This is a genomic window from Nocardioides sp. AX2bis, from assembly GCF_902506435.1.
Taxonomy (GTDB): domain Bacteria; phylum Actinomycetota; class Actinomycetes; order Propionibacteriales; family Nocardioidaceae; genus Nocardioides.
The window spans coordinates 1,457,285-1,482,622 of the sequence record NZ_LR733215.1 but is presented as its reverse complement, the minus strand read 5'-3'; the positions used below and the strand labels follow the sequence as shown (position 1 = coordinate 1,482,622).

At 71.4% G+C, this 25,338-nt stretch carries 20 protein-coding genes, 1 tRNA gene and 1 pseudogene; 11 read left to right on the top strand and 11 right to left on the bottom strand.

Annotated features, from left to right (window positions below):
• The first annotated feature begins 26 nt into the window (after window positions 1–26).
• The 3 genes from GV155_RS07035 to GV155_RS07020 all read left to right on the top strand — a co-directional run bounded on the left by GV155_RS07035 (window position 27) and on the right by GV155_RS07020 (window position 2,602).
• Window positions 27–491 carry a hypothetical protein gene (locus tag GV155_RS07035; protein WP_160006503.1) on the top strand — a complete coding sequence of 155 codons (465 nt, stop codon included), beginning with the start codon at window positions 27–29 and terminating at the stop codon, window positions 489–491.
• The gene (locus tag GV155_RS07030; RefSeq protein WP_160006501.1) at window positions 491–1,825 is read left to right on the top strand and encodes a hypothetical protein; all 1,335 of its coding nucleotides are present in this window, start codon (window positions 491–493) and stop codon (window positions 1,823–1,825) included. Before GV155_RS07035 ends, GV155_RS07030 begins: the two co-directional genes overlap by 1 nt.
• Before the next feature lie 246 nt (window positions 1,826–2,071).
• Window positions 2,072–2,602 (top strand): hypothetical protein, encoded by a 531-nt coding sequence (locus GV155_RS07020; RefSeq protein ID WP_201300096.1) that lies wholly within the window; start codon window positions 2,072–2,074, stop codon window positions 2,600–2,602.
• A 238-nt stretch (window positions 2,603–2,840) separates the two neighbouring features.
• Here GV155_RS07020 and GV155_RS07015 read toward each other — a convergent pair whose 3' ends face one another.
• The 4 genes from GV155_RS07015 to GV155_RS07000 all read right to left on the bottom strand — a co-directional run bounded on the left by GV155_RS07015 (window position 2,841) and on the right by GV155_RS07000 (window position 7,931).
• A complete protein-coding gene (locus GV155_RS07015; RefSeq protein ID WP_160006495.1) occupies window positions 2,841–3,923 on the bottom strand; it encodes a hypothetical protein in 1,083 nt (360 codons plus the stop codon).
• A gap of 129 nt (window positions 3,924–4,052) precedes the next feature.
• A complete protein-coding gene (locus GV155_RS07010; RefSeq protein ID WP_160006493.1) occupies window positions 4,053–4,979 on the bottom strand; it encodes a hypothetical protein in 927 nt (308 codons plus the stop codon).
• 952 nt (window positions 4,980–5,931) lie between these two features.
• The gene (locus GV155_RS07005; RefSeq protein WP_442938862.1) at window positions 5,932–7,635 is read right to left on the bottom strand and encodes a helix-turn-helix domain-containing protein; all 1,704 of its coding nucleotides are present in this window, start codon (window positions 7,633–7,635) and stop codon (window positions 5,932–5,934) included.
• 5 nt (window positions 7,636–7,640) lie between these two features.
• Complete coding sequence (locus GV155_RS07000) at window positions 7,641–7,931, bottom strand: helix-turn-helix domain-containing protein (protein ID WP_160006489.1); 291 nt, start codon at window positions 7,929–7,931, stop codon at window positions 7,641–7,643.
• Between the two features lie 207 nt (window positions 7,932–8,138).
• On the opposite strand from GV155_RS07000, the gene GV155_RS06995 reads away from it, so the two are divergent.
• The gene (locus GV155_RS06995) at window positions 8,139–8,780 is read left to right on the top strand and encodes a hypothetical protein (protein ID WP_160006487.1); all 642 of its coding nucleotides are present in this window, start codon (window positions 8,139–8,141) and stop codon (window positions 8,778–8,780) included.
• A gap of 104 nt (window positions 8,781–8,884) precedes the next feature.
• The gene (locus GV155_RS06990; protein WP_160006485.1) at window positions 8,885–10,093 is read left to right on the top strand and encodes a site-specific integrase; all 1,209 of its coding nucleotides are present in this window, start codon (window positions 8,885–8,887) and stop codon (window positions 10,091–10,093) included.
• A 666-nt stretch (window positions 10,094–10,759) separates the two neighbouring features.
• Here GV155_RS06990 and GV155_RS06985 read toward each other — a convergent pair.
• From GV155_RS06985 to GV155_RS06975, 3 genes are all read right to left on the bottom strand, one after another.
• Window positions 10,760–11,065, bottom strand: coding sequence for a transposase (locus GV155_RS06985; RefSeq protein WP_160006483.1), 306 nt, complete (start codon window positions 11,063–11,065; stop codon window positions 10,760–10,762).
• Window positions 11,066–11,349: 284 nt separating this feature from the next.
• The gene (locus tag GV155_RS06980) at window positions 11,350–11,937 is read right to left on the bottom strand and encodes a uracil-DNA glycosylase family protein (protein WP_160006481.1); all 588 of its coding nucleotides are present in this window, start codon (window positions 11,935–11,937) and stop codon (window positions 11,350–11,352) included.
• Complete coding sequence (locus GV155_RS06975; RefSeq protein ID WP_236554112.1) at window positions 11,930–12,916, bottom strand: LysR family transcriptional regulator; 987 nt, start codon at window positions 12,914–12,916, stop codon at window positions 11,930–11,932. Before GV155_RS06975 ends, GV155_RS06980 begins: the two co-directional genes overlap by 8 nt.
• 69 nt (window positions 12,917–12,985) lie before the next feature.
• Between GV155_RS06975 and GV155_RS06970 the strand changes: the two genes are divergently transcribed.
• The 6 genes and pseudogenes from GV155_RS06970 to GV155_RS06945 all read left to right on the top strand — a co-directional run bounded on the left by GV155_RS06970 (window position 12,986) and on the right by GV155_RS06945 (window position 18,775).
• On the top strand, window positions 12,986–14,128 hold the full coding sequence (locus GV155_RS06970; RefSeq protein ID WP_160006479.1) for a TDT family transporter: 1,143 nt from the start codon (window positions 12,986–12,988) through the stop codon (window positions 14,126–14,128).
• A gap of 784 nt (window positions 14,129–14,912) precedes the next feature.
• Entirely contained in the window at window positions 14,913–15,458 is a 546-nt protein-coding gene (locus GV155_RS20430; protein ID WP_201300095.1) for a hypothetical protein, read from the top strand.
• 32 nt (window positions 15,459–15,490) lie between these two features.
• Window positions 15,491–16,042 (top strand): sigma-70 family RNA polymerase sigma factor, encoded by a 552-nt coding sequence (locus tag GV155_RS06960; protein ID WP_268892582.1) that lies wholly within the window; start codon window positions 15,491–15,493, stop codon window positions 16,040–16,042.
• Window positions 16,039–16,689, top strand: coding sequence for an anti-sigma factor family protein (locus GV155_RS06955; RefSeq protein WP_160006477.1), 651 nt, complete (start codon window positions 16,039–16,041; stop codon window positions 16,687–16,689). Before GV155_RS06960 ends, GV155_RS06955 begins: the two co-directional genes overlap by 4 nt.
• Window positions 16,690–16,745: 56 nt before the next feature.
• Window positions 16,746–17,441, top strand: a complete 696-nt coding sequence (locus tag GV155_RS06950; RefSeq protein ID WP_160006475.1) for a hypothetical protein — start codon at window positions 16,746–16,748, stop codon at window positions 17,439–17,441.
• A 147-nt stretch (window positions 17,442–17,588) separates the two neighbouring features.
• Window positions 17,589–18,775 (top strand): annotated as a pseudogene (locus tag GV155_RS06945) (IS3 family transposase).
• Between the two features lie 436 nt (window positions 18,776–19,211).
• Here GV155_RS06945 and GV155_RS06940 read toward each other — a convergent pair.
• The 4 genes from GV155_RS06940 to GV155_RS06925 all read right to left on the bottom strand — a co-directional run bounded on the left by GV155_RS06940 (window position 19,212) and on the right by GV155_RS06925 (window position 25,180).
• Window positions 19,212–19,285: transfer RNA gene (locus GV155_RS06940), tRNA-Pro, on the bottom strand.
• A gap of 149 nt (window positions 19,286–19,434) precedes the next feature.
• Window positions 19,435–22,863 (bottom strand): error-prone DNA polymerase, encoded by a 3,429-nt coding sequence (locus GV155_RS06935; protein WP_160006473.1) that lies wholly within the window; start codon window positions 22,861–22,863, stop codon window positions 19,435–19,437.
• Window positions 22,863–24,473 (bottom strand): DNA polymerase Y family protein, encoded by a 1,611-nt coding sequence (locus GV155_RS06930; RefSeq protein ID WP_160006471.1) that lies wholly within the window; start codon window positions 24,471–24,473, stop codon window positions 22,863–22,865. The genes GV155_RS06935 and GV155_RS06930 overlap by 1 nt, the downstream gene beginning before the upstream one ends.
• Window positions 24,470–25,180, bottom strand: coding sequence for a hypothetical protein (locus tag GV155_RS06925; RefSeq protein ID WP_160006469.1), 711 nt, complete (start codon window positions 25,178–25,180; stop codon window positions 24,470–24,472). Before GV155_RS06925 ends, GV155_RS06930 begins: the two co-directional genes overlap by 4 nt.
• Between the last annotated feature and the right edge of the window lie 158 nt (window positions 25,181–25,338).

The window sequence follows — 25,338 nt, the reverse complement described above, 5'->3', positions numbered from 1 at the left end:
GCACTGCCTGCCACACCCTCAGAAGGATGTCCATGCGCGTCGTCATCACGCCCAAGGCCCTGGCCCCCACCCTTGTCGCGATCCTCATCACCACCCTCACCGCATGTGGCACTGAAGATTCGGCAGCACCGGCAGGTGACGGGGCGGCGACTCCCTCGACCACCCCCTCAACCACCTCGTCCGGCACGCCGGCCGCCAAGCCGTCCCGGTCGCAGGCCGCCGAGCCCGTCCCGGCCGACCTCGCCGTCGTCGTGGACGGTGCGGACATCACGCCGAACGCGCAGGCGATCAGCGTCGGTGTCGGCGAATCGCTGTCGGTGAGCGTCGAGGCCGACCGGGCGGGTGAGCTGCGCGTCCACTCCAAGCCGGAGCAGTACTTCCCCTTCCAGCCCGGCGAGACCTCCTTCGAGCTGACCATCCAGACCCCCGGGTCCGTCGAGGTCGAGGACGACGACACCGGCGACGTGGTCGCGCTCCTCGAGGTGAGCTGATGAGAGCGGCCGTGGACGTCTCGGCCCACGGCCTGGGCAGCGGAGCCGACCTCCCCATCCCGGCATCGTTCGCGGTTGCCGGAGGCACTGCCGCCCTGACGGTGTCGTTCCTGGTCCTGCTGCTGGCCTGGCGTCGTGCCCGCTACGCCGACGACGAGGTCGGACTAGTCGTGCCGCGACCTCTGGCCGGCGTGATCGACCACCCCGCCCTCCGCGCGGCCGTCAGAGCCATCGGCCTGGCGGTCGCGGGATTCGCAGCCTGGGCCGCCACCGCGGGCGAGGACCTCCTGACCAACCCGGTGTTCGGCCTGGTCTATGTCTGGCTGTGGGTCGGCATCGTCCCCGTCTCGCTCCTCCTCGGTCCGGTGGTCCGCCTGGCCAGCCCGGCCCGGACCATCCATCTCGTCCTGGTACGCGTGACCGGCGGCGACCCGGACCGCGGCGTCGCGACCATGCCGTCCTGGGTGGGCTACTGGCCAGCGGCGATCGGGCTGTTCGCCTTCGTGTGGCTGGAGCTGGTGTACCCCGAGGCCACCTACCTCGGACCGCTGCGGCTCTGGTTTGCCCTGTACTTGGCCGTGACCGTGATCGGCGCGGCGGTGTTCGGCGAGCGTTGGCTTGCCCGAGCGGACCCTTTCGAGGTGTACGCGAGCCTGGTGGCCCGGTTGTCGGTCTGGGGGCGGCGAGCAGACGGCACCCTGATCATGGTGAGCCCGCTGCGCAATATGACGGGGTTACGAGGAGAAGCAGGACTGGTCGCGGTGGTGGCGGTGCTGCTCGGGTCCACCGCCTTCGACAGCTTCCGGGAGTCGGTTCCGTGGGTCCGGTTCAGCCAGCGGACGATGCTTGACAACACCGCCCTCGACACCGGGGTGCTGCTGGCGGCCTGCGCCGTGGTGGGAACGACCTTCTTCGTCTCCGTCGCCGCGGCGGGGCCCGGGAGCGACGGCACACCTCGAGGTCACATGCCCCGGCAGCTGGCCGCCAGCATCGTGCCGGTCATCGTCGGGTACATGGTCGCCCACTACCTGACCCTGTTCGTCGAGGTCGGGCAGCAGACCCTCGTCCAGGTCAGTGACCCCCTCAGCAACGGCTCGGACCTGTTCGGCACCAGCGGCTGGGGCGTCAGCTACTTCTTGTCGACGAACCCGACCCTGCTGGCGACCATCAAGGTGCTGGCCATCGTGGTCGGGCACGTCCTCGGCGTGATCGTCGCCCACGACCGGTCGCTGCAGCTCCTCCCGTCTCGGCGTCACCTCGTCGGCCAGCTGCCGTTGCTCGGCGCCATGACGCTGTACACGTTCACCGGGTTGTACCTGCTGTTCGGCCTCTAGGGCGGTGTGGGTCCGCCAGGTCGCAGACGCCCCCGGCCTGGTGGGCCGGGGGCGCCGCCTGCAGGGTCAGCGGACGTTGACGAAGACCGGGTTGGAGTAGAACCAGAGGTCGTCCCACGGGTTCTCAAGTCCATCGGCCTCCGGCTCCATCTCGTCGGTGCTGGTGCCACGGTGTGGCTGCGGAGACTGCCGCGTGAATGTCAGTTCATCCGGTGTGTCGCCTGCGAGCGCCCGTAGTGTCCCGGCGTGAGTACTGACGACCCCCAGGGTGGCGCCGAGGCGATGTTCGAACAGATGCTGGGACCGGAGCCGGCGACTACGACTACGCACCGGATGCGGGCCCGAGTCCTGGAGCGGGCGACCAGGATCGAGATGGCCCTGGACGAGGTCCTAGCGGACGCGTACGCCCGGGACGCGTCGGCAGGTCTGTGGTTGAGCTCTGAGGTGGTGTCGCGGCTGTCAGTTAACGACCGGCTGCGACACCTCGACCATCTTCTCAAGGAGCGGGACTTGGACGGTCGGTGGCCGTTCCTGATTGAGGTGCTGCGACGGTTCTACCGTCTGCGGAACGACCTCGCTCACGGTTTCCTGGCTCCGGTGCGGCTGGACGATCCGGTGTTGTGGGTCTCGACGGTGAAGCGGGGCAAGCCCCAGGTTCAGTCGTACTCGGTTGAGGGCCTGGCGTGGTTGTTGAGGGCGGCGGACCAGGCGCAGGCTGACTTGGCGGGGGTGTGGGCCGCGGTGGTACCAACGGACGGGGCGTGGCACGAGGCTTGAGCCCACTGGTGGGCGGCGGTGCCGGGCACGGTGGCGGTCACGGTGGCGGTCACGAAGTGACTGCCCTACCCGGTCGCTGCCTACTCCCTGCTCCCCCGTGAACGACACCCACACGTGCTCCGGCCCCCGTCCATGCCGGGCAGTGTCGGGCAAGACACGCATGACCACCGACGGCCCCAGTGCCGCGTTCAAGCTCACTGAGTGGCAGAACGCTCGAACCGGCCCCCAGCGGAGCTCGTCAGAAGGGGGGCTCTGTACCCATCGGGGTGCCCCAAGGGTCGGTCGTCGGCCACAGCGCCGCGGCTACCTCGTAGGCGTCCTCCCACGAGTCCTGGTCGACCCAGGACTTCCCGGCGAAGTGGCTATGAATGGTGGACGAAGCGCGCAGTTTTGCCCTGTCGGCGCCGCGGGTGCTCGTGCCCCCGTAGGTCACGACCCCCCAGTCGCAGACCATCCACTGCGGCGGACACAACTCGATGGCGGGCCGCCGGTCCGGGTGCGACAGGGCGGCGTCAAGCAGGTCGGCCAGCCCGGCGAGCAGCGCGCGGGTGTCCAGGGTCTCGCCCGTGTGCTTGTACAGCGCGCGGCCGACCTCGACTAGCACGTCGTGGGCCTCGCGGTCCACCGGCCACGGCACCCAGTCCTCTGTGGCCCCGCCGACGCCCTCGACGCGCAGTTCCAGCGGCTCGTCGCTGAGGTCGCCGGTGTCGATCGCGAACGCGACGTAGACGCGCGAGAGCCGGCTGACGTTGACGCGGGGCGGCCGGCGGGCGACCGTCAGCGTGAGCCGCTGGGCGCGCTCCAGCGCCTCCCAGACTGCCTCCCGGGTGGGGGCGTCGGTGCGCAGCGAGTCGAACGCCGCCCGGTCGGCCTGGGCCCCGGCCTTCAGGGTCGCGGTGACCCTGTCGGCGGTCTCGGCGAGCCGGCGGTCGACGTCGGCGCGCAGCGCGTCCACCTCTCCCGACAAGGCGCTCTTGTTGCTGGCCGCCTCCCGTCGGACCTCCTCGACGCGCTGCGCCGCCTCGGCCCGCACGCCCTCGACCTGCTCGGTCGCCCCCGCGGCCACCTGGTCGAGGTGGCGGTCGAGTGACCTGGTGATCAGGTAGAAGGGTGCGAAGAGGGCTAGCGACGACCCCACCGTGAGGAGGAAGTCGCGCAGCCAGAAGGCGTCCGGCCTCGGCCCGGGCAGGAGGGACAGGCCGACGAGAACGACGCCCGTCAGCCCGAGCAGCGTCACCGTCCGCGGCCCCCACCCGGAGCGGCGCCACCACTGATTGAGCCGCTGCGCGGCCGAGGCGAGAATCACGACGGTTGATTCCACGGCCGAGACCTTAGACCCGATCGGTGCTGGGTCCTGGTGGCCAGGTCCGACAACACCAGCTGCTGAGGCGCCCGGCGCGGTTCCCCGCGGTGGTAGGCGACTCACCCTGGCCCGGTGCCGAGCGGGTCCTCACCCGGTGTTGCTTTTCCTCGGCGGCCGCGGCTGTGTCCCGATCCGCAGGCTCAGCCGTGCTGTGTCGGCGGCGGCGAACTCGGACAGCACCGTGTCGACGAGCGACGCGTCGACGAGCCGTACTTGGCCGAGGGGCACGTCGACGTAGCGCCACCTCGCGACCCGCCACACGGCCTCGATGAGGAGCACCGCGAGTTGCGTGAGGGAGAAGGCGCCCTGGGGACTGACCCACCGTGTGGTCTGCGACCAGGTCCACTCGGCGCGGGAGGTCGCGGAGCGCTCCAGGTACGTGACCCTGGTGCCGTCCGCGCACACGAGTGGTTGTCCGTCCTCCGTCTCCAGGGCGACCGACTCGATGCCCGGTAGCAGCGTCATCCCATGCTTCGCGGAGTTGTAGAGGTTCGCGTCGCCGTTCACCCGCTGGGCGAGCGCCTGCAGCACGCGCAGGGAGGGGGCCAGTACCGCCTCGGCGTCCGTGTCCATCGCGGCTGGCGCCAGGCCGAGGAGCGCCCAGCCGGCCCCCTCGCGGACCCAGTCCGGGGCGGCGGGCGCGGCCAACTCGGCCACGCGGTCGCGGAACTCCCTGTGGTTCTGCAGTGCCGACATTGCCAACCAAGGCGTGTCCGCGTTGCTGGCGTGGGCCAGGAACGTGCGGATCGCCGCCTCGGCCGCGTGGTGCAGGAGCACCTGCGACTCCGCGACAACGAAGCGGGTGGTCCTTTCGGCCTCCTCCTCTGGCGACCGCTGGGCGGGGTCCCTCCCGACCAGCAGGCTGCCCCAGCGGAAACCCATGAGGTCGGTGAGGTCTGGCCCTCGGGTGGCCCGCAACGCGAGCAGACTCATGCGGTCCCGGAAGTACGCCGTCGGGTCCTGGTCGTAGAACGACGCATTGAGTCGGGTGGGCCAGTCCTTGGCGTCAGTCACGGGCCACGACGCTACGCGCCGAGCACCTTAGACTCAGGCGTCGGGATGACCTGGCACAGCAGCACCACTGAGGGTGCGTCTCGGTGGGCCTGGGCGGAGCCGGAGGGCTTGGGCGGAGCCGGAGGGCCTGGGCGGAGCCGGAGGGCCTGGGCGGAGCCGGAGGGCCTGGGCGGAGCCGGAGGGCCTGGGCGGAGCCGGAGGGCTTGGGCGGAGCCGGAGGGCCTGGGCGGAGCCGGAGGGCCTGGGCGGAGCCGGAGGGCCTCGGCGGAGCCGGAGTGCCCGTGCGCGGTGGGGCACCTTCGACGCGAGCGTCAGGCTTAAATCACCCAACGCGGGAAAAAATGGGATGGCATCGACCCACCCCCCACCTCGGCGACGAAGTGGCCAAGGGGGGCTGCCCTGAGGTCCGTGTGCTTCAGGCCCCAGCGCGCGGGCGCCACCATCCCCGGACCCACCAGTACTGGCCCCACTCCTGCAGCCGACCCTTGCTCGCGCTGTACGGGCATGCGCCCAGGGGGGCGCCAGCTTGACGCGCATCCATCCCGTCGAACATCGCCTGCAGGGCGAACACACGCGTGGGGGCAGGCAGTCTTCCTGCAACCGGTTCACTCACGTGGTCCGCTCACCATTGAACCGGGTGCGCGATCGCGGGCATCCGGCCCGGCACCGGACCGGGCCGGTCCAAGCCGGCGATCGTGGGCGATCGGCAACCTCAGCCACCGGACCTGCGCGGGCCGATGGCGCCGGGGGTCGACTGCACAACTCCACCCAACCACTCAGGGGCGCGATGAGCGCACCCGCAGCGACGGAGCGCCGCCACCGAGATTTTGCCTCTTGTCCCACAATCAAGAGGCCTGGCTCTGACCTGGGCTTTTAGGCCATGTGCGTGCAGAGTGCGTGCACGCGGGCGCGCGCGTGGAAGGCTCCCGAAACTCCCGAAACTATGCCGTCATCAAGTGGTCTGCAGGACGTCAACGTCCTCACCGAGGGCGAGTTGCTGAGCCAACGCACCCAAAGGCGACATCACGGGTTCGATTCCGCGTTCCTTGAACCTGGCCGCGATCACCCTCGTCATGTGATCGCGGCGCTCAAGGCGGTGGGCCGCGGCCCGGCGGCTACTTGCGCCGGCCACGCCGAGGTCGAAGGCTAGGTCCATGGCGTCCCGCGCCTCGGCGACCCAGAGCCCTGGCGACGTGCGCCGGGCCAGACCGACCTCGGACAGCGCGCGAAGGTGTCGCCGCACGGTTGAGTCCGATCGACCCACCTCGGCGGCAAGGGTCAACACGTCGACCCCCTCGCCGCCGGCCAGGGCTGCGGCGGCCAGCACCCGGTAGACCTTGCGGCGCGGTTCGCCCAGGCCTCCATGACCCCAGACCTCGGCACCCGGAGTATCGGCCAGCGCCAGCGCGCTGTTCACTGGTGGGACAGTCGGCTTCCACACGCCCCCCTCGTAGAGGGAGATGCCGACTGTCCCGTGGGTGGGCAGTGACCAGTGCGCGGTCGGCTGGAGCCGGTATCTGGCCGCGCGGGTGCCCTCGGCGGTTCCCGCAACTTCCAGGCAGTGCCATTCCACCAAGTCGGAGAGCGCGCGTGCCGCGGCGCTCCTGCTCATCCCCGCGCGCTCCGCGGCGTGGCGAACTGACATGCCGACCAGGCAACGCCGCTGGAGCTCCGCCTCCTGGAGTAGGGCCAGGGCCACCCGCGCCGCCGAACCCCCGAGCCGGCCCACCTCAGCGGCGCGCCAGTCGTCGAGAACCTCGTGGTCGGGAACATGCGCGGCCGACCTGGGAGGGTTCTTGTCGTAGTGGGCAACCGCCTTGTGCCAGGCGCGGGCGACCCGGGCATGGGTGTCCCCGCCCTTCTCCGCGAGGTGCTGGCGCACCGGGTCTGCGGGCTCCAGGGAGTCAAGCAGTCGAGTCAGGGTCGCCAGCGTCCCACCGCCGTTGCGGACCCGCAGCGCCAGGCCCTGCAACGTACTTGACCGATCGTCGGAGTCGCTGCGACGAGCTCCAGCGGTCTCGGGCGGCGGCTTCAACCGGGGTCGGCGCGTGCCCGCCCCAGCGATCACGTCCACCAGTATCGAGACGGCCTCCGGCGGGTGCCCCACCACAAGCTTGGTCAGCGCAAGATGCGGGTCACCCTCGGGCTCCGACATCCCCGCACCCGACCGGTGAGGCGACCAGGGCGGCCTGATCGCCCCGGTGCTCCCGTTGCGGAGGTTGGACTTGTCCAGAGAGACCAGACCCAGGCCCGCGAACCGGTCAACGAGGTCCTGGGCCCGGCGTGCGCTGATCCCTGGCCACTGGACCGTGAAGATGACATGTCGCCCACCCAGCGACCCACTGTGGCAGACCACCGGGTCGATGCCGCCGAGACGGATGACCGCGGCCGCGTACTTCGCATCCTCGACGGAAGCAGCCGTCCCCACCTTGGAGGCATCAAAGTCCAGGGCGATGGTCCTGAACTTCCCTCGGGCGGCAAGGAACGCCGCGTAGGGCCGACCGGGCGGGACGTCACCCCACGCAGCTCGAGTCGCGCTGTTGGCCTCGTCGATGACGAGGAGGTCGCTCCCCTGGGCACTGATCGCGTCGAAGAAGGCGCGCTGGAGGTCCAAGGGGGTGTTGAGCCGCGCCAGCACATCCGGGTGTGGCCCCATGTCGGTCACGCTGCACCCTCGCGACCCGATCCCGCACCCTCGGCGGTGTCGGTGTCGGTGTCGGTGCTGGTGCTGGTGCTGGTGCTGGTGCCGGTGCTCAAGGACGTCGGCGTGGACGCCGCCGCGACCAGCGCTTGGAGAGGACCAACCGGCACCAGGATGCGGCGGCCGAGGCGGATCGTGGGCAAGTCGCCACGCTCGGCCGCGGCGTAGGCAGAGTTGCGGCTGAGCCCAAGGAGGAGGGCTGCCTCCGGGATCGAGACGCTCAGGCGCCCCTCCAACGTCGGGATTCTCATGTCTTCCTCTCGGGCGGTGCTGGGCCCCGCCGGGGGGTCGTTCCAGGGCCGGTCGCCCTGGGTGCTCGGTTGCTGACTCCTCAAGTCTGAGCCCACCTCGACTGGGCCGGCGACACGTGCTCGAAGCATCCGGCGCACCCACGAATGCAAATGCAACACTTTTGCACATCTGTTGCATTCTGCCGAGCGGTTGCCTACGCTGGCGATGTGGAGACCTCGAGGTATTACGAGATCGACGTACCGGCTGAGGGACCTTCCGGCTGGATCGGGGTCGGCGGCACGGCGGTGCCGCACCCCTTGTCGGTGCGGATCAAGATGACCGAGGGTGGGCCCCGAGTCGTCGGCATGCGGATCGACGACGTCGACGCCCTGACCGGCGCCGAGTTACGCCAGATCCGCCTTGGCGAGCTCGTGGAGTACCTCGTCGAGCGCTTCCGTGAGCAGCACCACGAGGACCAGAAAGACTTCCACGAGGCCGGCCGCGAGCTTGACTTCCTCCGGGTTGACCGGGCACGCCAGCGCGATGAGGGCTTCGACGCCTACACCCCGGAGGGTTTCGCGATGCTCCAACTCGATGACGCGTTGGCCTCTATGGACCGCCTGGACGCATGGTTGGGGAGCCACCCGCAGCCCACCACAGGGGACCTGGCACGGGGACGAGGCGCCAGCGCTCCCACCGCCGAGGACCTTCAGGCGTTCGCGGGGGTGCTCGAGGACGAGCGCATCAGCAAGCCCCACGGGGCGGTCACCAGAACCGCGCGCAGGATCGGGGTCGACCGCAGCACGGCCCACCGGTGGATCACCCGGTGCCGGGATGCTGGTCTGATCACGGCGGGGGCCGACCAGTGAGTGGCGTGTTCCGGCGGTGCGGGTGCCGCGATGGGCAGGGCCGGACCTACGGTGTCCTGCCCGAGCGGCCCACGGAGGAGCAGCGCGAGCGCGCCTGCCCGCAGATGACGGCCGACCCCAAGCACGGGCGGTGGTCGTTCCGGCTCTCGGCCGGCAAGGACCCAGTGACGAAGAAGCGGCGGCAGGTCAACGGCGGGACCTACCCGACCAAGCGCGAGGCGCAGCAAGAACGCAACAAGGCGGCGCTCAAGATCGACCAGGGCAAGGTTCTCTCGGTCTCCCGCGAGACCCTGGCCGACTACCTCCCCCGGTGGCTCGAGCGGCGATCCAAGGTCGGCCTCAAGGGAGCTGCTCCCCTGCGGCCATCCACGCTGGAGAACTACCGGCGGTACGTCACCCAGGACATCGCACCCTCAACCCTGGGTTCGATGCAGGTGCGCGAGGTCCGTCGACGGCACGTGCAAGCCTTCGTCGACGCGCTGGTCGACGAAGGCCGCGGTGCGGTCACCGTGCGACGCATCGTTGCCGTGCTCCAGGGCGCCTTCCAGGCAGCGGTTCGCGACGAGCTGATTGATGAGACCCCAGCCCGCGACTTGGAACTGCCACGGCCGGAGAAGAAGGACTTCGAGCCCTGGGAGGCCACGCAGGTGGGCCAGTTCCTGGATGTCGCCGGCACCCACCGCCTCGGTGCTCTGTTCGAGCTTGTCATGTTCACCGGGTTGCGGCGCGGGGAGGTCATCGGACTCCGCTGGGACGAGCACGTGGACCTGGCACGGCGAGAGCTGACCATCCGTAACAACAGAACCCGGACCGGCGACGGCGACACCAAGACCGCAGCAGGCCGCCGCCGTGTACCCCTGGACGACCGGGCCGTGGGAGCGCTGGTGGCCTGGCAGATCGCCCAGGCGGCCGAGGCACTCGCAGCGGGCGACCACTACGAGGAGAGCGGGTACGTCTTCACCATGGAGGACGGGCGCCCGCTCAAGCCCCAGTACGTCACCCGGCTGTTCGAGAAGCTCCGCGTCCAGGCCGCCTTGCCCAGGATGACCTTCCACGGTCAGCGGCACCAGTCGGCCTCCCTCATGCTGGCCTCAGGGGCGGACCTCACAATCGTGAGCAAGCTCCTGGGCCACAGCGACACCGCCGTGACCGGTGATCTGTACTCCCACCTGCTGAGCTCCAAGGCGCGCGAGATCGTCGCTGGAGCCTCTGCCCTGGTGCCCTCCAGGAGGGCCCCTGCACACACACCGCACACACACGCCGAGATCGAACAGGAAGAGGCCGCCTCCACCAGCGGTGGAAACGGCCTCTGACCTGCAACTTCTTCGGTCGGGCTGACAGGATTTGAACCTGCGACCCCTTGACCCCCAGGCCGGAAGTGCGTCGTTTCGAGTTGTTGCCCGTGGGTGCACTCTAGGCCGTTCTCGTAGGTCAAGTCACAGGTATGCGCCGCTAGGCAACGGACGGCAGCACGGGGCAGCGCACCGTTTTCCGAGCAAGATGTTGTCAGTCAAGTAGTCAGACCATAGCCGGCGAAACCGGTGATGCTGCAGTGTCCCGACCGCCAGGAGCCGCTGCGGGGGCGCGGACATTCCGCTCGGACGTGGCCCCAGGTCGCCCATCGAGGCCCCGTCACGAGCTCGTGTAACGGCCCCGGTCGACTACGCCGAGTGCCTTCGTGTCCTGACCCGACTGCCCCCTGAGTCCATCGCCAGCGACGGGGATGGGCCCCGCGGCCGGTCTGGCCTCGCGCAGCGAGCACTCAGCAGACGCAGGTCAGCTCGGTCCTGCCGGATGTGGGTCGAGCACTCGAACTGCAGCGTGATCGTACTTCAATGGCTGGACGCCCCAGCCGAGAGGACCAGTTATGACCTTATGGACGGATGTCCGTACGCAGCACGTCGACATCGGCGGCACCCGCTTCGCCTATCGGGAGCTCGGGGACACCTCGGAGGTGGTGCCGGTGGTGCGCGGGTACATCATTTTCCCGAGCCACCGAGCTCGAGGTTCGCCTGCGACAGGTAGGCCGCAGCCCGGCGCAGGACCTCGTTCTCCCGCTCGAGAAGCTTCGCGCGGCGCCGCAGCTGTCGTAGCTCTTCGGCCGCGTCCTGGGTCACGCCGGGACGGACGCCTTCCTCGACGTCGGCGGCCTTCATCCAGTTCGACAGCGTGGACTTGCTGATGCCGAAGTCCTCGGCGATCTGCTTAAACAACACCCCCGGCTCACCGGCACGGGCAACGGCCACCACATCGTCGCGGAACTCTTGCGGGTAGGGAGCAGGCATAGCGACATCCTCTCTTCCGGCGCCGAGCACCAGAAGTCAGTTGTCACCTACACATGCATCACGCCCCGGTCAGGGGGGCCCGCTGTACGGTCTGGAATCAGGATGACCCGGCCGGTCAACGACCCGGGGTTGAACCATCCCGCATGCCGATCCTCGACCGGTGCTGCTCTCACGCTCGTCGCCTCGTGGCGCTCCTGTTCCGCGGGATTGCCGTGGTGGTCTGTTTCTCGTCTTCGGTGGCCGACGCCCTCTCCTTCTCGCGACGACTTCGGGCAGCAGCATTGTCAGGACGTGGTTCCGGCGGCGCTCCGAAGTGTGTTCAGGATCCGTTGGTGGGTCTCGGCGCGTCGGTGCCCGTTGGCTGGCGAGGGGTGGGGGACGGCGAGGGTTGGCACGAGGCGTGGGTTCTGGGTGAGGGTGAGGTGTCGCATCCAGCCGTTGAGGGCTGCGGTGCCGAAGGTGATGACGACGTGGAGCGAGTGGAGGAGTTCGCTGACTTGGGCGAGTGCTGGGCGGGCGTCCTCGAGGTCGTCGATCGTGGGCTTGTGGCCGGTGGGGAGTGCCCAGGGGATGACGTTCCACCTCAGGCAGGCGGTGGCGGCCAGCTCGGCTTCGATCCGAGCCGTGCGCAGGTGACGTGCGGTGGGGTCGGGGTTGTCCTCGGTCGTGATCGCGGCGGTGCCGGCCGCGATGGTGCGGGGCCCGGGAGACTCCATCAGCAGCAGCACGGTGGCGCCGGTGCCTCCGCCGTCGGGGTCGAACCAGGGCACGTGTCGCCCTTGGGCGCGCCATTGGCGGACCAGGTCGTTCAGCGGTGCGACGTGGGGAGCGTCGATCGCAGCGAGCTTGCGGTGACGCGTCTGCTCATCCATGTCGGTCTCCCGGGCCGGACGCGCGCCGCCGGCACGCGATGTCGAGCAGGGCCCGGGCAGCGCTGCTGGACGGCTGGCCGGTACCGAGCCACAGCGCGCGCAGGGTGCGGGTCAAGTCGATCCCACTGACCGGGACCGCGACCAGGTGGCCCGCGTGCAGGTCCGCGCGGACGGCGAGCCGGCTCAGGACGGCCGGGGCGCCGCCGGCGCGCACCGTCTCGCGGATCGCGGTGGTCGTGCCGAGCTCAATGGCCGCCGGTGCTGCCCGCAGCCCACGGTCAGCCAGCGCGTCCTCCAGGACGGCGCGAGTTCCCGAGCCCGGTTCGCGGGCGGTCAGCGCGATCGCAGCGAGCTGGGCTGCGCGGATGCTGCGCCGCCGCGCGAGCGGGTCGTCGGGGGCGACCACGAGGACGAGCTCGTCGGTGCGGACGTCGACGTGACTCACCTGGTCGGGCGGGGCGCTGCCCTCAACGAACCCGAGATCGACCTCACCGCGGCTCACCTGCTCGGTGACCTGCTCACTGTTCAGGGCCCGCAGGCTCACCGAGGTGCTCAAGGCGGGGTTAGCGTCCTGGGTGCGGCGGAACTCCACCAGCCAGGTCGGCAACAGGTGCTCGGCGATCGTCATGCTCGAGGCCACCCTCAACGACAGGGTCTGCTCCTGGCGCAGCGCCTCGATCGCGGTCTCGACGGCGTGTGCGGTGTCCACCAGACCTGCGGCCCACTCGGCGACGGCGCGTCCCTGGCCGGTGAGGAGCGACCCGCGGGTGCCTCGCGCCAGCAGCGTCAACCCCAGGCTCTTCTCGAACGCCCTGACCCGCTGCGAGGCGGCCTGCTGGCTGATCTGCATCCGCCGGGCGGCGCCGCCGATGCTGCCCTCGGCCGAGATTGCGACCAACAGCTCCATGGTGCGCAGGTCAGGCAGGCGAAGCGGTGGGTGCACGCCCGCGACTGTAGTGCCAACGCCGATCGCGCGCACAAGCGCATGTTGTGCAACCACAAGAAGGTGGTCCTACCGGCTCCCCGCTTCGCAACCCATCCTTGAGACATGACCACGACGCACGCGATCCTGCGCCACGAGCACACCGCCCGAGGCCCCGTCCGACGCAGCTTCCTTGCCGACCTGCAGGGTCAGCCCGCCCTGGGCAAGATCGGCCCCAACTGGTTCGCGTCCGTCATGGGCACCGGCATCGTCGCCAACGCGGCCGTCACCCTGCCGGTCGCTATCCCGGGCATCCGCGCGTTCGCCGTCGCGGTGTGGCTGCTGGCCGTCGCCCTGCTGGTGGTGGTGACCGCTGCCACCGCCGGGCACTGGGTCCACCACCGTGACGTGGCGCGCCGGTGGACCGTCGACCCCGTGATGTCGCACTTCTACGGGGCGCCCGCCATGGCCCTGATGACGGTCGGAGCGGGTGCCATCCTCGTCGCAGAGCCACTGCTGGGAGCCAGCGTCGCGGTCGGGGTGTCCGCGGTGCTGTGGACCGCCGGCACCGCGTTGGGTCTGTGGACCGCCGCCGCGATCCCGCTGCGTGCATTCACGGTGCACGACGTGGCCGGCGACGCGGCCTTCGGCGGCTGGCTGATGCCGGTCGTGCCGCCCATGGTCAGCGCCGCCACCGGCGCGCTCCTGATCCCGCACCTGCCAGCAGGGCAGCCGCGCGAGACCATGCTGATGGCCTGCTACGCCATGTTCGGCCTCACCCTGGTCGCCAGCATCGTCGTGATCGCCATGATCTGGAGCCGCCTGGTCCACCACGACGTCGGCGCCGCCGCGGCCGTCCCCACCCTCTGGATCGTCCTGGGACCGCTCGGCCAGTCGATCACCGCCGCGCACAACCTCGGCACCCCGGCCGCCGGCATCCTCCCCGCCCCCTACGGCACCGCGTTCGAAGCATTCGGACTGGTCTACGGCATGCCCATGTGGGGATTCGCGATGCTCTGGATGTGCATCGCGATCGCCGTCACGACCCGCACCGCCCGCGACGGCCTGCCCTTCACTTTGACCTGGTGGTCCTTCACCTTCCCGGTCGGCACCGTCGTCACCGGCACTTCAGGCCTCGCGGTCGTCACCGGACTGCACGCGCTCACCGTCGCAGCCGTCGCGCTCTACGTGGGACTGCTCCTGGCCTGGGCGACCGTGCTCACCCGCACCATCCATGGCGCCTGGCGCGGACGACTCCTGGCGCCCTGAACCGCCGCAGGTCCAGCTGCCTGCACGACAAGGCGTGCCTGCACCCCTCAGGTCGTGGGCCGTCCGGGCCCTGATTTACCCCTTTCGAAATCCTCTGAGCCAAGGACCGGGATCGTGGCAGGCAGGCGCACGCCGGGCCCCCAGACGGTCGCCGCGGGTGACCTCGGCTTCAGCTCGCTCGACAACGACGATCCCACCAGCCGACAAGTCCGCCGGGCGCTGAGCCCCTCCACGACCCGGCGCAGCGCCTACGGTGCAATGTCATCCTCTGGGCGTTGACCGGACCTGATGGTTGGCGCCGCAGCCCCCGGATCGATGACCTGGAAGAGGCCCGCCCCGCCTTGAGCGCACTGGTCACCGAACTGGTCGACCTCCTGGTCGTTGTGCCCTTCGTCAGCGCGGCGCCTGAGGGCTGGATGCGCTACCTCACGCTCGCCGCGCACCCGGTCCTCGTCCCCACCCTGTCTGTTCCCCATCTTTCACCCGCCAACGGACATCGGCGCCAGGAGGCCCTCGACCGAACCACCGCCGCGCTAGAACAAGCCGCAGATCCTAGCCAGTGGACGGCCCGCTTCCTGGCTCGCAGCCGAACGCCGACAACTTCTTGTAAGCGATTCGGTCGCCAAGCGACCTAGTGTGGTTGACATGCTCGGAAGCCTGAGGCGAACCGCGCTTGCGCTTGTCGTCGTCCTGGCCTCGCCGGCTGCGGAGGGTCCAGACGGCCGGCAGCACTTCGGCCGGCGGCTCCTCAGGGCAGACGACCTCCGATGCCGGCTCCCCGGCGGTGCGACGGGGCGAGGGAGACCACGGCGCCGTTCTCGCGCACGGCGCCGCCTTCGACGCTGCCAGCTGGGAGAAGCGGGCGGTCGCGATCGCCGACCAGGGAGCGGGGGTGATCGCGATCGAGAACATCGACCCCGATGCGATTCGCGCCGCCGTCGAACAACTGCAAGGCGAGGGAGTCGCTGACGTTGCGCACGTCGGGGCCAGCGCTGGCGCCGATGCCGTCCTCGATCTCGCGAGCCAAGAGCCAGGGCCGGCTGATCAGTTGATCCGGCTGGCGCCGAACGCGATCGTCGAGGGGCTCGGGGAGGAGCCGAAGGTCGTCGTGGACAGCGTGGACGAGGCGGTAGCCCAGGTGTCGACAGACCTGCCCGAGTCGTCAGCCGGTGGGGAGAACCTGGTGGTAATCCTGCCGGGCTCAGCCCACGCACAGATTATCTTCTACACCGATCAGGCGCCACCGGTCCTCGAGGCGATGCTCCAACGACTCGAGCTTTTCGCTTCTCCACGAGTCCGCCGGTTTAGCGTGCACGGCGCGATGCGGTGAACCGATCAAGAGAGCATCTCGTACCCAGGCGTGTGAGATCGCTGCGCCCTGGCTCGCGGGCACCCGGGAGGACGGCTGAGGCCGACGAGCGGGTGCTGACCGAGCTCTACCTCCGGCACGGGACCGCGTTGATGACCTTCGTGCTGCGCCTCGTCGATGACCGGGGAAGGGCCGAGGACGTCGTGCAGGAGACGATGCTGCGCGGCTGGCGCAATCTCGACCGAATTGATCCGACCCGCGGCGACCCGCGGGCCTACCTGTTCGCGGTGGCCCGCAACCTGGTGATCGATCTGTGGCGCGCCGACGAGCGCCGCGTACGACTCGTCAGCGACGACGACACCGTCGCGGCGCAGGCGGTCGGTGACCGTGCGGACGCCCTTGTCGACGCCTACGTCGTCGTGCAGGCGCTGGAGCGGCTCTCACCCGAGCACCGAGCCGTGATCGACGAGCTCTACTACCGCGGTGCCACGGTCACCGAGGCCGCGACCACCCTCGGGCTCCGCCCGGGCACCGTGAAGTCACGCTCGTACTACGCGATCCGCATCTTGCGCACCGCATTCGAGGAGATGGGAGTCGAGCGATGAACAAGCACGAGGAGGACCGGGCCCACACCCGGCTGCGCGAGCTGCTGGGTCCCTACGTCCTGGGCGGTCTCGACGCCGCGGACCGGGCCCAGCTCGAGTCCCACCTGCCGACCTGCGCGCCGTGTCGCGACGAGCTCGCGACGTACGCCGGGCTGCCGGCGCTGCTGCGGGCCGGGGCGCCCGCATCCACGCACCGCGTGACTCCCGACGCCGGCCTGGGGGACGCGATCGGAGCCCTGCGGACCCGTCGTCGACGCCGGCTGCTCCTCACCGCTGCCGCCGCAGTGGTGCTGGTAGCCGGAGCGGGTGCCGGCACGGCGGTGGTCCTCGGACCCGATGAACCGGTCTCCACGACCCTCGCCCTGAGCGCCCCGGCGGGAGTGAGCGCCACCGGAGCAACCTCATTGAGCGCCAAGCCGTGGGGTACCTCTGTCGACCTCGACCTGCGGGGGCTCCCCCAGGATGAGCAGTTCGTCGCCTGGCTCGTCTCGCCCGAAGGGGAGCGCCAGCAGGTCGCCACCTGGGGATCGACCGACAACGGCGAGGCGCAGGTGGCCGGGGCCGCCGCACTCGCCCCCCAAGACGTGGCCCAGGTGCGCGTCACCGACTCCGAAGGCGATTTGGTGCTCTTCACCGCAACCCGGTGAACCGATCCGCGGGAGACGGCGTACTCCTGCCTGACATCCGACGAAAGGGAACCACCATGAAGAAGACCGCCACCGCCCTGACCGCTCTCACCGTGACCGCAGCGCTCGCCAGCACCTACGCTGCGGCTACCGCGGGCGGTGCCGCCGCCACCCCTGGACCGGGCCACCGCGACCGCCAGCAAGCGGCCAAGACCGTGGACGTCGAGATCCTCGCCCCCGGACGCGGCGACAACGCCGGCATCGCCGGCGCCGGCTGGTTCGTCGACCTCGACATCGAGTTCGACGACACCTCGCTCGCCGGCACCGGCTTCACCGCCAACCAGTTGACTGGTCCGGCCGCGCACAACAACACCGCCCCCTTCCCCGGCACCTTCTCGACCGGCGCCGACGACCGGCTCCCCGGCCTGGTCGTGCTCACCAGCACCACCAACAACACCCTGCCCGGCTTTTCCGGGCCCGGCACCAACCTCGCCAACCTGTTCAACCTCACCGGCGTCACCGACCGTTCCAAGAACGACGTCCAGATCTGGGACACCTGGATCGTCGGCGCCCCGATCGCCGGCAAGGACGTCAACACCACGCTGACCGTCGCCGTCATCGACGACCTCAACAACGACGGCATCTACAACGACGCACCCGCCGTCGTCACCGACCAGAACGCCGACGGCCGCATCAACCGCCGCGACCTCAAAGCCATCGGCGTCGCCTCAAAGGTCGAGACCGTCGACTTCCGCATCAACGGCACGTCCTAAGACGGGCGCGAATCCAGCCCCGCCGTCGGGCAGTGGTCCCACATCGGGCGTACGACGCGTAGGTGAGGCAGGCAGGTACGCGGGCGTGATGCAGGTGTAGGTGACAACTGACTTCTGGTGCTCGGCGCCGGAAGAGAGGATGTCGCTATGCCTGCTCCCTACCCGCAAGAGTTCCGCGACGATGTGGTGGCCGTTGCCCGTGCTCGTGAGCCGGGGGTGTTGTTGAAGCAGATCGCCGAGGACTTCGGCATCAGCGAGTCGACGCTGTCGAACTGGATGAAGGCCGCCGACGTCGAGGAAGGCGCCCGTCCCGGCGTGACCCAGGACGCGGCCGAAGAGCTACGACAGCTGCGGCGCCGCGCGAAGCTTCTCGAGCAGGAGAACGAGGTCCTGCGCCGGGCTGCGGCCTACCTGTCGCAGGCGAACCTCGAGCTCGGTGGCTCGGGAAAATGATGTACCCGCTCGTGGGTGAGCTGGCCGCCGACGGGGTGCCCGTCACGGTCGCGTGCCGGGTCCTCAAGCTCGCCCGCCAGCCGTACTACCGATGGCGCGAGGATCCAGTCACCGACGCCGAGTGGCTCCAGGCGCACCGGATCAACGCCCTGCACGACGCCCACCGTGACGATCCGACCTTCGGGTACCGGTTCTTGGCCCATGAGGCCCGCAAAGCGGGGTGGCGGATGTCGCGCCGCACCGCGTGGTCGCTGTGCTGGACCTCAGGGATCACCTCCGCGGCCAGCGACGACGTCGCGGGAAGGGCACGAAGGCCGGGCCGCCGGTCTTCGAAGACCACGTGCAGCGGCTCTTCACAGCTGATGCTCCGAACCGGGTCTGGCTCACCGACATCACCGAGCACCCCACGAGTGAGGGGAAGCTCTACTGCTGCGCGATCAAGGACGTCCACGCCAATCGGATCGTGGGCTACTCCATCAGCGACCGGATGACCGCCCACCTCGCCGTCGACGCCCTCAACAGCGCCGTCACCCGACGCCGCCTTGAGGGCCACGACGTGGCCGGCTGCATCCTGCACGCCGACAGGGGCAGCCAGTTTCGGGCACGCAGGATGGCCCACGCGCTGAACCGTCACGGCATGGTCGGATTATGGGCCGGGTCGGCGCTGCCGGCGATAACGCCGCCATGGAGTCGTTCTGGTCCCTGCTGCAGACCAACGTCCTCAACCAACGCCGTGGTCCACCAGGCAAGAGCTGCGTCTGGCCATCGTGGTGTGGATCGAGCGGAAGTACCACCGCCAGCGCCCCCAGGACTCACTCGACGGGTTGACCCCCATCGAGTACGAGCACAAGATCACCACCAAGACCGCGGCCGCGGCCTAAACCGAACCTGTCACCAACGGCTGCATCACGCCCCCTTGCGCACTGCGGTCCTGGCGTGCGGTCGCGAGCTCGCCCTCAGGAAGGGGCGCGGTTCTGCATCGCGGCCTGATCGCGGACCACGTGACCGCGCTCACCGGCCACCGATGCCGCCGCCACCACCATCGCGGCTGCCCTGCACCCGACGCGTACACACCCATGGACCAACCCCCGCCGGTCCCAGAACCCCTCGCCAGCGACGCGGTGGCCCAGCTCATGCAGACGGAATATCAACGCCTTCACGGCGCACTTTGGGGCGCCGGCCAGGATCATCACTGAGCCTCGACTCGGTGCCATCGGAGGGCTCCTGCACGCACGCTGCACACACACGTCAGGAACAAGCGGAGAGAGGCCGCCTCCGCCACCGGCGGAAACGGCCTCTGACCTGCAACTACTTCGGTCGGGCTGACAGGATTTGAACCTGCGACCCCTTGACCCCCAGTCAAGTGCGCTACCAAGCTGCGCCACAGCCCGAAGCCCCGTCACGGCCACCCGGAGGTGCCTGGCGGAACGGACGGGACACTACCGCAGGGTGGGGCTCCGGCCGAACCCGGGCCCGACGCTGCCGTACGTTCGTGTGGGCTGAGGGGCCGCCGGGCCACACGAACGTGTGGCAGCGCGCGTCAGCGGAAGTCGCGGGAGGTCTGGCGCTCCTGGAGCGCCTTGCCGGCGCCGGCCACCACGGTGTCGAGGGCGGTGACCCGGTCGGCGACCAGGTTGATCGTGCCGTCCTTGCGCTCGAGCATCCCGCGCACCACGACCGCGACGCGGTGCCGCGCGGCCTGACGGTGGGCCTTCATCACCCCGACCGAGCAGACCACGTTGAGCATCCCGGTCTCGTCCTCGACGTTGAGGAAGGTGATCCCGCCGGCGGTGCCGGGGCGCTGGCGGTGGGTGATCAGGCCGCCCACGTGGACCCGTCGGCCGTGCTCGACCCGGCCGAGGTCGGCCACAGCCAGGATGCCGGCAGCGCGCAGCTGCTCACGCAGGTGCTCGACGGGGTGCCGCTCGGTGGAGACCCCGGTGGCCCACAGGTCGGCCAGCGTCTCCTCGACCTCCCCCATGACCGGCAGCGCGGGCGCGGCCGGCGCGGGCGTCACGCCGGCCACGTGGTCGGGGCTCTCGGCGAACCCGGCGCTCCACAGCGCCTGGCGCCGGTCCAGGCCGAAGGACTCGAAGGCGCCCGCGGTGGCCAGCGCCTCCAGCTGGGAGGCGGTCAGGTCCGCGCGGCGGGAGAGGTCGGTGACGTCGGCGTACGGCGCCTGCTCACGGGCCGCGACGATCCGCCGGGCGACGTCCGGGCCGATCCCGCGCACCGAGTCCAGCCCCATCCGGCAGGCCAGCCGACCGTCGCGACGGTGGGTCCGGGTCGGGTCAGGGGCGTCGTCGCGGAACTCCGCGCGGGGGTACGACGCCTCGCAGCACCCCGCCAGCCCGGTCGGCCCGACCTGGTCGACCGCCTGCCCGTCGAGCGGCCCGTCCACCGCCTCGAGCCCCGCCTGCACGCCCGAGCGGAGCAGGTCGGGCCGGCGTACCTGGACCCCGTGCCGGCGGGCGTCCCCGACCAGGGACTGCGGGGAGTAGAAGCCCATCGGCTGCGCGCGCAGCAGCCCGGCCAGGAACGCCGCCGGGTAGTGCAGCTTGAACCACGACGAGGCGTAGACCAGCAGCGCGAAGCTCAGCGCGTGGGACTCGGCGAAGCCGAAGTTGGCGAAGGAGAGGATCTGGACGTAGATCGCGTCGGCCTTCTCCCCCACCAGCCCGCGGCGCTCCATCCCGGCGTAGAGCTTCTCCTTGATGCTCTCGATCCGCTCCACCCCGCGCTTGGAACCCATCGCGCGGCGCAGCAGGTCGGCGTCGTCGCGGGTGCAGTCGCCCAGCGCCACCGCCATCGCCATCAGCTGCTCCTGGAACAGCGGCACCCCCTTGGTGCGCTCCAGGACCGGCACCAGCTCGGGGTGGTCGTAGGCGACCGCCTCGCGCCCGGTGACGCGTCGGATGTACGGGTGGACCGCGCCGCCCTGGATCGGTCCGGGGCGGATCAGCGCGATGTCGATGGCCAGGTCGTAGAACTCGCGCGGGCGCAGTCGCGGCAGGGTGCCGATCTGGGCGCGGCTCTCGACCTGGAAGACCCCGATCGAGTCGGCCCGGCAGAGCATGTCGTAGACCGCCGGCTCCTCCTTGGGCATCGTGGCCAGCGTCCAGCGCTCCCCGAGGTGGTCCCCGGCCATCCGCATCATGTGGTCCAGCGCGCCGAGCATGCCCAGCCCGAGCAAGTCGAACTTGACCAGACCCATCGTCTCGCAGCCGTCCTTGTCCCACTGCAGGACCGTGCGGGCCTCCATCGAGGCTCGCTCGATCGGGCAGACCTCCCCGATCGGGCGCTCGGTGAGGACCATGCCGCCGGAGTGGATGCCGAGGTGGCGGGGGGCGCCGAGCATCTCCTCGGCCAGCGAGACCACCGGGTCGGGGATCGAGTGCACCCGGTCGTCCGGCCCGCTGCCGGCGCCCTCGACCACGCTGGACCAGCCGTCGATCTGCTTGGACCACGCGTCCTGCTGCCCCGGGGAGTAGCCGAGAGCCTTGGCGGCGTCGCGCACGGCCATCCGGGGGCGGTAGGTGATCACGTTGGCGACCTGCGCGGCGTTGCGGCGGCCGTACGTCTCGTAGACCCACTGGATGACCTCCTCGCGGCGGTCGGAGTCGAAGTCCACGTCGATGTCGGGCTCCTCGTCGCGGTGCCGCGAGATGAACCGCTCGAAGGGCAGCCGGTAGAAGACCGCGTCGACGGCGGTGATCCCGAGCGCGAAGCAGACCGCCGAGCTCGCGGCCGACCCGCGGCCCTGGCAGAGGATGCCCTGGCTACGGGCGAAGTCGACGATGTCGTGCACGATCACGAAGTAGCCGGCGAAGTCCTTCTCCTCGATCACCTGCAGCTCGTGCTCCATCCGCTCGCGGGCCTGCGCGGCGTGCGGGGTGCGGGCGTAGCGCTCGGCGAAGCCGCGCTCGGCGATCACCCGCAGCCAGCTGGCCGGGGTGTGGCCCTCGGGGATCCGGTGCTTGGGCAGCCGGGGGGAGGCAGCCCGCAGGTCGAAGGCCAGCTCGCGGGCCAGGGTGACCGTGCGGGCCAGCGCGGCCGGATGACGGGGCAGGGCCCGGGCGACCTCGTCGCCGCTGCGCAGGTGTCCCCCGCCGGACAGGTCCAGCCAGCCGTCCATGTCACTCAGGCTGCGCCGGGCGCGGACGGCCGCCATCGCCGCGGCGAGCCGGGCCTGGGCCGGTGCGGCGTGGTGCACGTTGCCGGTCGCCACGACGTCGAGGCCGTGGTCGGCGGCCAACGCGGCCAGCAGGTCCTCGGTGGCGTCAGCGCCGGGCACGGGCCGGGCGCTCAACTCGACCAGGACGTGCTCGAGGCCGAAGCGCGCGGTCAGCGCGTCCAGCGCCTCCGCCGCCGCCCGGGGTCCCCCGGCGGCCAGCGCCTGGCGCACGCTGCCCTTGCGGCACCCGGTCAGCACCGCCCAGTGGCCCCGGCCACGCTCGGCCAGCTCGTCGAGGTCGTGGACCGGCTTGCCCTTCTCGTCGCCGCGCAGGTGCGCCTCGGTCATCGCCGCGGCCAGGCGGTGGTAGCCCTCGACGCCCCTGGCCAGGACGAGCAGGTGCTGGCCCTCGGGGTCGGCGACGCCGTTCTGCGGCCCGCTCAGCCCCAGTGACAGCTCGGCGCCGTAGACCGTGCGCAGGCCGTGGACCGCGGCTGCCTCGGCGAACAGCGGCGCGCCGTGGAACCCGTCGTGGTCGGTCAGCGCCAGGCCCTCCAGGCCCAGCCGGGCGGCCTCGGCGACCAGGTCGCCCGGCGAGCTCGCGCCGTCGAGGAAGCTGAAGTGGCTGTGGCAGTGCAGCTCGGCGTACGGCGTGCCCCCGCTCGGGCGCTCGACCGGCCGCGCGGAGGGGCGGGCGGCCTTGCGCCGCGAGATCGGGGCGTCCTCGGCACCCGGCCGTGCCGAGAGGCGTCGCTCGAGCTCGCGCCAGGGCAGCTCGGGGTTGTTCCAGCCCATCAGTCGTACCCCGCCTCGACCCGCCAGCCGGCCGACCCGCAGACCAGCAGCCAGGCGCGCCCGTCCACGCCGACCACCTGGAAGCGGGCGGCCGGACCGGGGGCGGCCCCGCCGTCCCACCAGGACTCGTCGACCGGCCATGGGCCGGCCCACGCCGCGACCGGCTGCCAGGGCAGCGTGGCGTGCCCGGCGGTCGTCCCGGTGGTCGTCCCGGTCGCGCCGAGGCGGAAGCGGGACGGCTCGGCGGTGACCACGCCGCGGTCGGTCACCGCGACCGCGCGCCCGCCCTCGTCGACGACCTCGGCGCCCAGCGGGGCCGCGAAGACCCGCACCGGGGGCGGTCCGGGCACCCGGCCCGGCCAGGGCCGCTCGACCGGGCGCAGCCCGACCGCCCGCTCCCCCCACGACACGGTGGCCTGCCGGGCCGCCGGCGACCGGCCGCCCTGGCGCACGGGGCGGCGTACGGCGTCGAAGCCGACCAGGGCCTGGACCCGGGCCACGCCCCGCTCGACCTGGTCGTCGGCGCTGCCGCCCCACAGCCCCTCGGCGTGGGCGGCGGTGGGCTCGACGGTCTCGGGCACGAAGCGCACCAGCCCCACCGGCGCGGTCATCGCCCCGGCGTCGCGGCCCGGGCGCAGCCCGCTGGTCGCGCGGGACTGGAGCTGCCAGTGCACCCGGTCGACGAGGTCGCGGGAGGAGAAGTGGCGCGGGTGCAGCCAGGCCCGCGAGGACGCCACGACGCCCTCCTGCTCGGCCTCGACGCGCACCTCGGTGGCCACCAGGCCGCGCTCGGCCAGGCCGGTCACGAACCGCTCGGCGGTGGTGCGGACGCTGAAGCAGATCGCCTCGACGGAGTCCAGGGGCGGCTCGAAGGGCACCTCGGTGGCCAGCTCGGGCGGCGGGGTGCGAGCCGCGACCAGGCTCGGGTCCTCGCCCCGCACGCGGCGCCACACGTCGCCGCCGTAGCGGCCGAAGCGCTGGCGGACCGCCTCGCCGGGCAGGTCGGCGAGGTCGCCGAGGGTGCGCAGGCCGAGCCGGCGCAGCAGGCTGACCGCCTCGCGGCCGGCCGGGCCGTCGCCCTCGAGCACCGCCACCGGCAGACCCCGCAGGAAGGCCCCGGACCCGCCCGGGGGCACCACCCGGCAGCCCTGGACCTCCGCGGCTCGGGCGGCCTGCTCGGCGGTGAAGAGGTCGTCGGCCACCCCGACCCGGCAGTCCCAGACGCCCTGGTCGACCAGGCACTCGGCGACGACCGCGGCGGCCGACTCCTCGCCGCCGAAGTAGCGTCCCGGTGCCTGGACGGCCAGCAGGCCGGGCCGCATCGGGGAGACCCCGGGCCGCAGCGCCTCGACCGCGGCCAGGACCGGCTCGAAGGTCCGCACGTCGCGGTCGGGGTTGGCCTCGAGCAGCACCAGCTCGGGGCAGCGGGCCTGGGCGTCGCGGCGGCGCTGGCCACGGCGCACCGACTCGGCGCGGGCAGGGCCGTTGCAGACCTCGACCGCGCCGGCGTGCAGCACCGCCGCGGGGGCGGCGGTCGGTCGGCCGGCCTCGACCAGCGCGGCCACGACCGGCCAGTCGGGGCACCACACGACCAGGACCCGGGCGCTCATCCGACGGCTCCTGCAGCCGCAGCCGCCGTCGCCCAGCGGGCGGGGCGGGTGACGCGCCGCTCGTGCTCGACAGGCGCGACCAGCTCCAGCGCCGAGCGCTCCCCGGGGAAGAGCACGTCGGCGCGCACCGCGGGCGCGGTGCCCCGGCGCACGGCCAGGGTCGCGCGGCGCTGCCGCAGCACGCCGCGGCCCTGGTCGGGGCCGGTCCAGCGCACCTGCTCGAGGGAGAGCCGGGCGTCGCAGCGCGGCCACTCCCCCCAGACCACCAGGGCGGCCGAGCGGGTGCGCAGCCGGGCCTCGATCCGCCCGGCGGACTTCGCGTCGACGGCCAGCGGCGGGCGCAGCACGACCACGCGGAGCACGTCGACCAGGGCCGCGGTCACCTCGCGCCAGTGCTCGCCGGGCTCGGGGACCAGGACCGTACGCCCCAGGTCGACGCCCAGCTCCTCGGCCGCCTCCGCACCGAAGTCGCCCCACCCCGCGAAACCGACCCACTCCCCGGCCTGGGACGCCCCGGCCGCCAGGGCCAGCGCGAGCGAGGCGGAGTCGACGCCGTACGCGCCCCCGGCCCGCAGCCCCAGCACGCTCGCCACGGCGGGGTGGGTGGGCAGCGGCAGCCGCGCCGGGGCGCCCTCGAGCGCCGAGACCCGCTCGCGCAGCTGGTCGAGGACCGGGCGCGTGGGGTCGAGGGCGACGGGTGCGGACACCTCCTGATCATCGAACACATGTTCGAACGGGTCAAGCGGTGCAGGTCAGCGACGGTGGTCGAGGGCAAGCGCCGTCGAGCGGTCCCGAGACCTCTCGAGCAGAGCATAGAACGGCGGCCGGAGCACCGTTCTTGCCCCATCCCCTCGTTCCGCAGGAC

Coding starts and splice junctions, on each gene's coding strand:
- GV155_RS07030 (WP_160006501.1), top strand. CDS start 491: ATGAGAGCGGCCGTGGACGTCTCGGCCCACGGCCTGGGCAGCGGAGCC.
- GV155_RS06955 (WP_160006477.1), top strand. CDS start 16,039: ATGAACAAGCACGAGGAGGACCGGGCCCACACCCGGCTGCGCGAGCTG.
- GV155_RS06990 (WP_160006485.1), top strand. CDS start 8,885: ATGACGGCCGACCCCAAGCACGGGCGGTGGTCGTTCCGGCTCTCGGCC.
- GV155_RS07005 (WP_442938862.1), bottom strand. CDS start 7,635: ATGGGGCCACACCCGGATGTGCTGGCGCGGCTCAACACCCCCTTGGAC.
- GV155_RS06930 (WP_160006471.1), bottom strand. CDS start 24,473: ATGAGCGCCCGGGTCCTGGTCGTGTGGTGCCCCGACTGGCCGGTCGTG.
- GV155_RS06950 (WP_160006475.1), top strand. CDS start 16,746: ATGAAGAAGACCGCCACCGCCCTGACCGCTCTCACCGTGACCGCAGCG.
- GV155_RS07035 (WP_160006503.1), top strand. CDS start 27: ATGTCCATGCGCGTCGTCATCACGCCCAAGGCCCTGGCCCCCACCCTT.
- GV155_RS07000 (WP_160006489.1), bottom strand. CDS start 7,931: ATGAGAATCCCGACGTTGGAGGGGCGCCTGAGCGTCTCGATCCCGGAG.
- GV155_RS06970 (WP_160006479.1), top strand. CDS start 12,986: ATGACCACGACGCACGCGATCCTGCGCCACGAGCACACCGCCCGAGGC.
- GV155_RS06985 (WP_160006483.1), bottom strand. CDS start 11,065: ATGCCTGCTCCCTACCCGCAAGAGTTCCGCGACGATGTGGTGGCCGTT.
- GV155_RS06980 (WP_160006481.1), bottom strand. CDS start 11,937: ATGGATGAGCAGACGCGTCACCGCAAGCTCGCTGCGATCGACGCTCCC.
- GV155_RS06935 (WP_160006473.1), bottom strand. CDS start 22,863: ATGGGCTGGAACAACCCCGAGCTGCCCTGGCGCGAGCTCGAGCGACGC.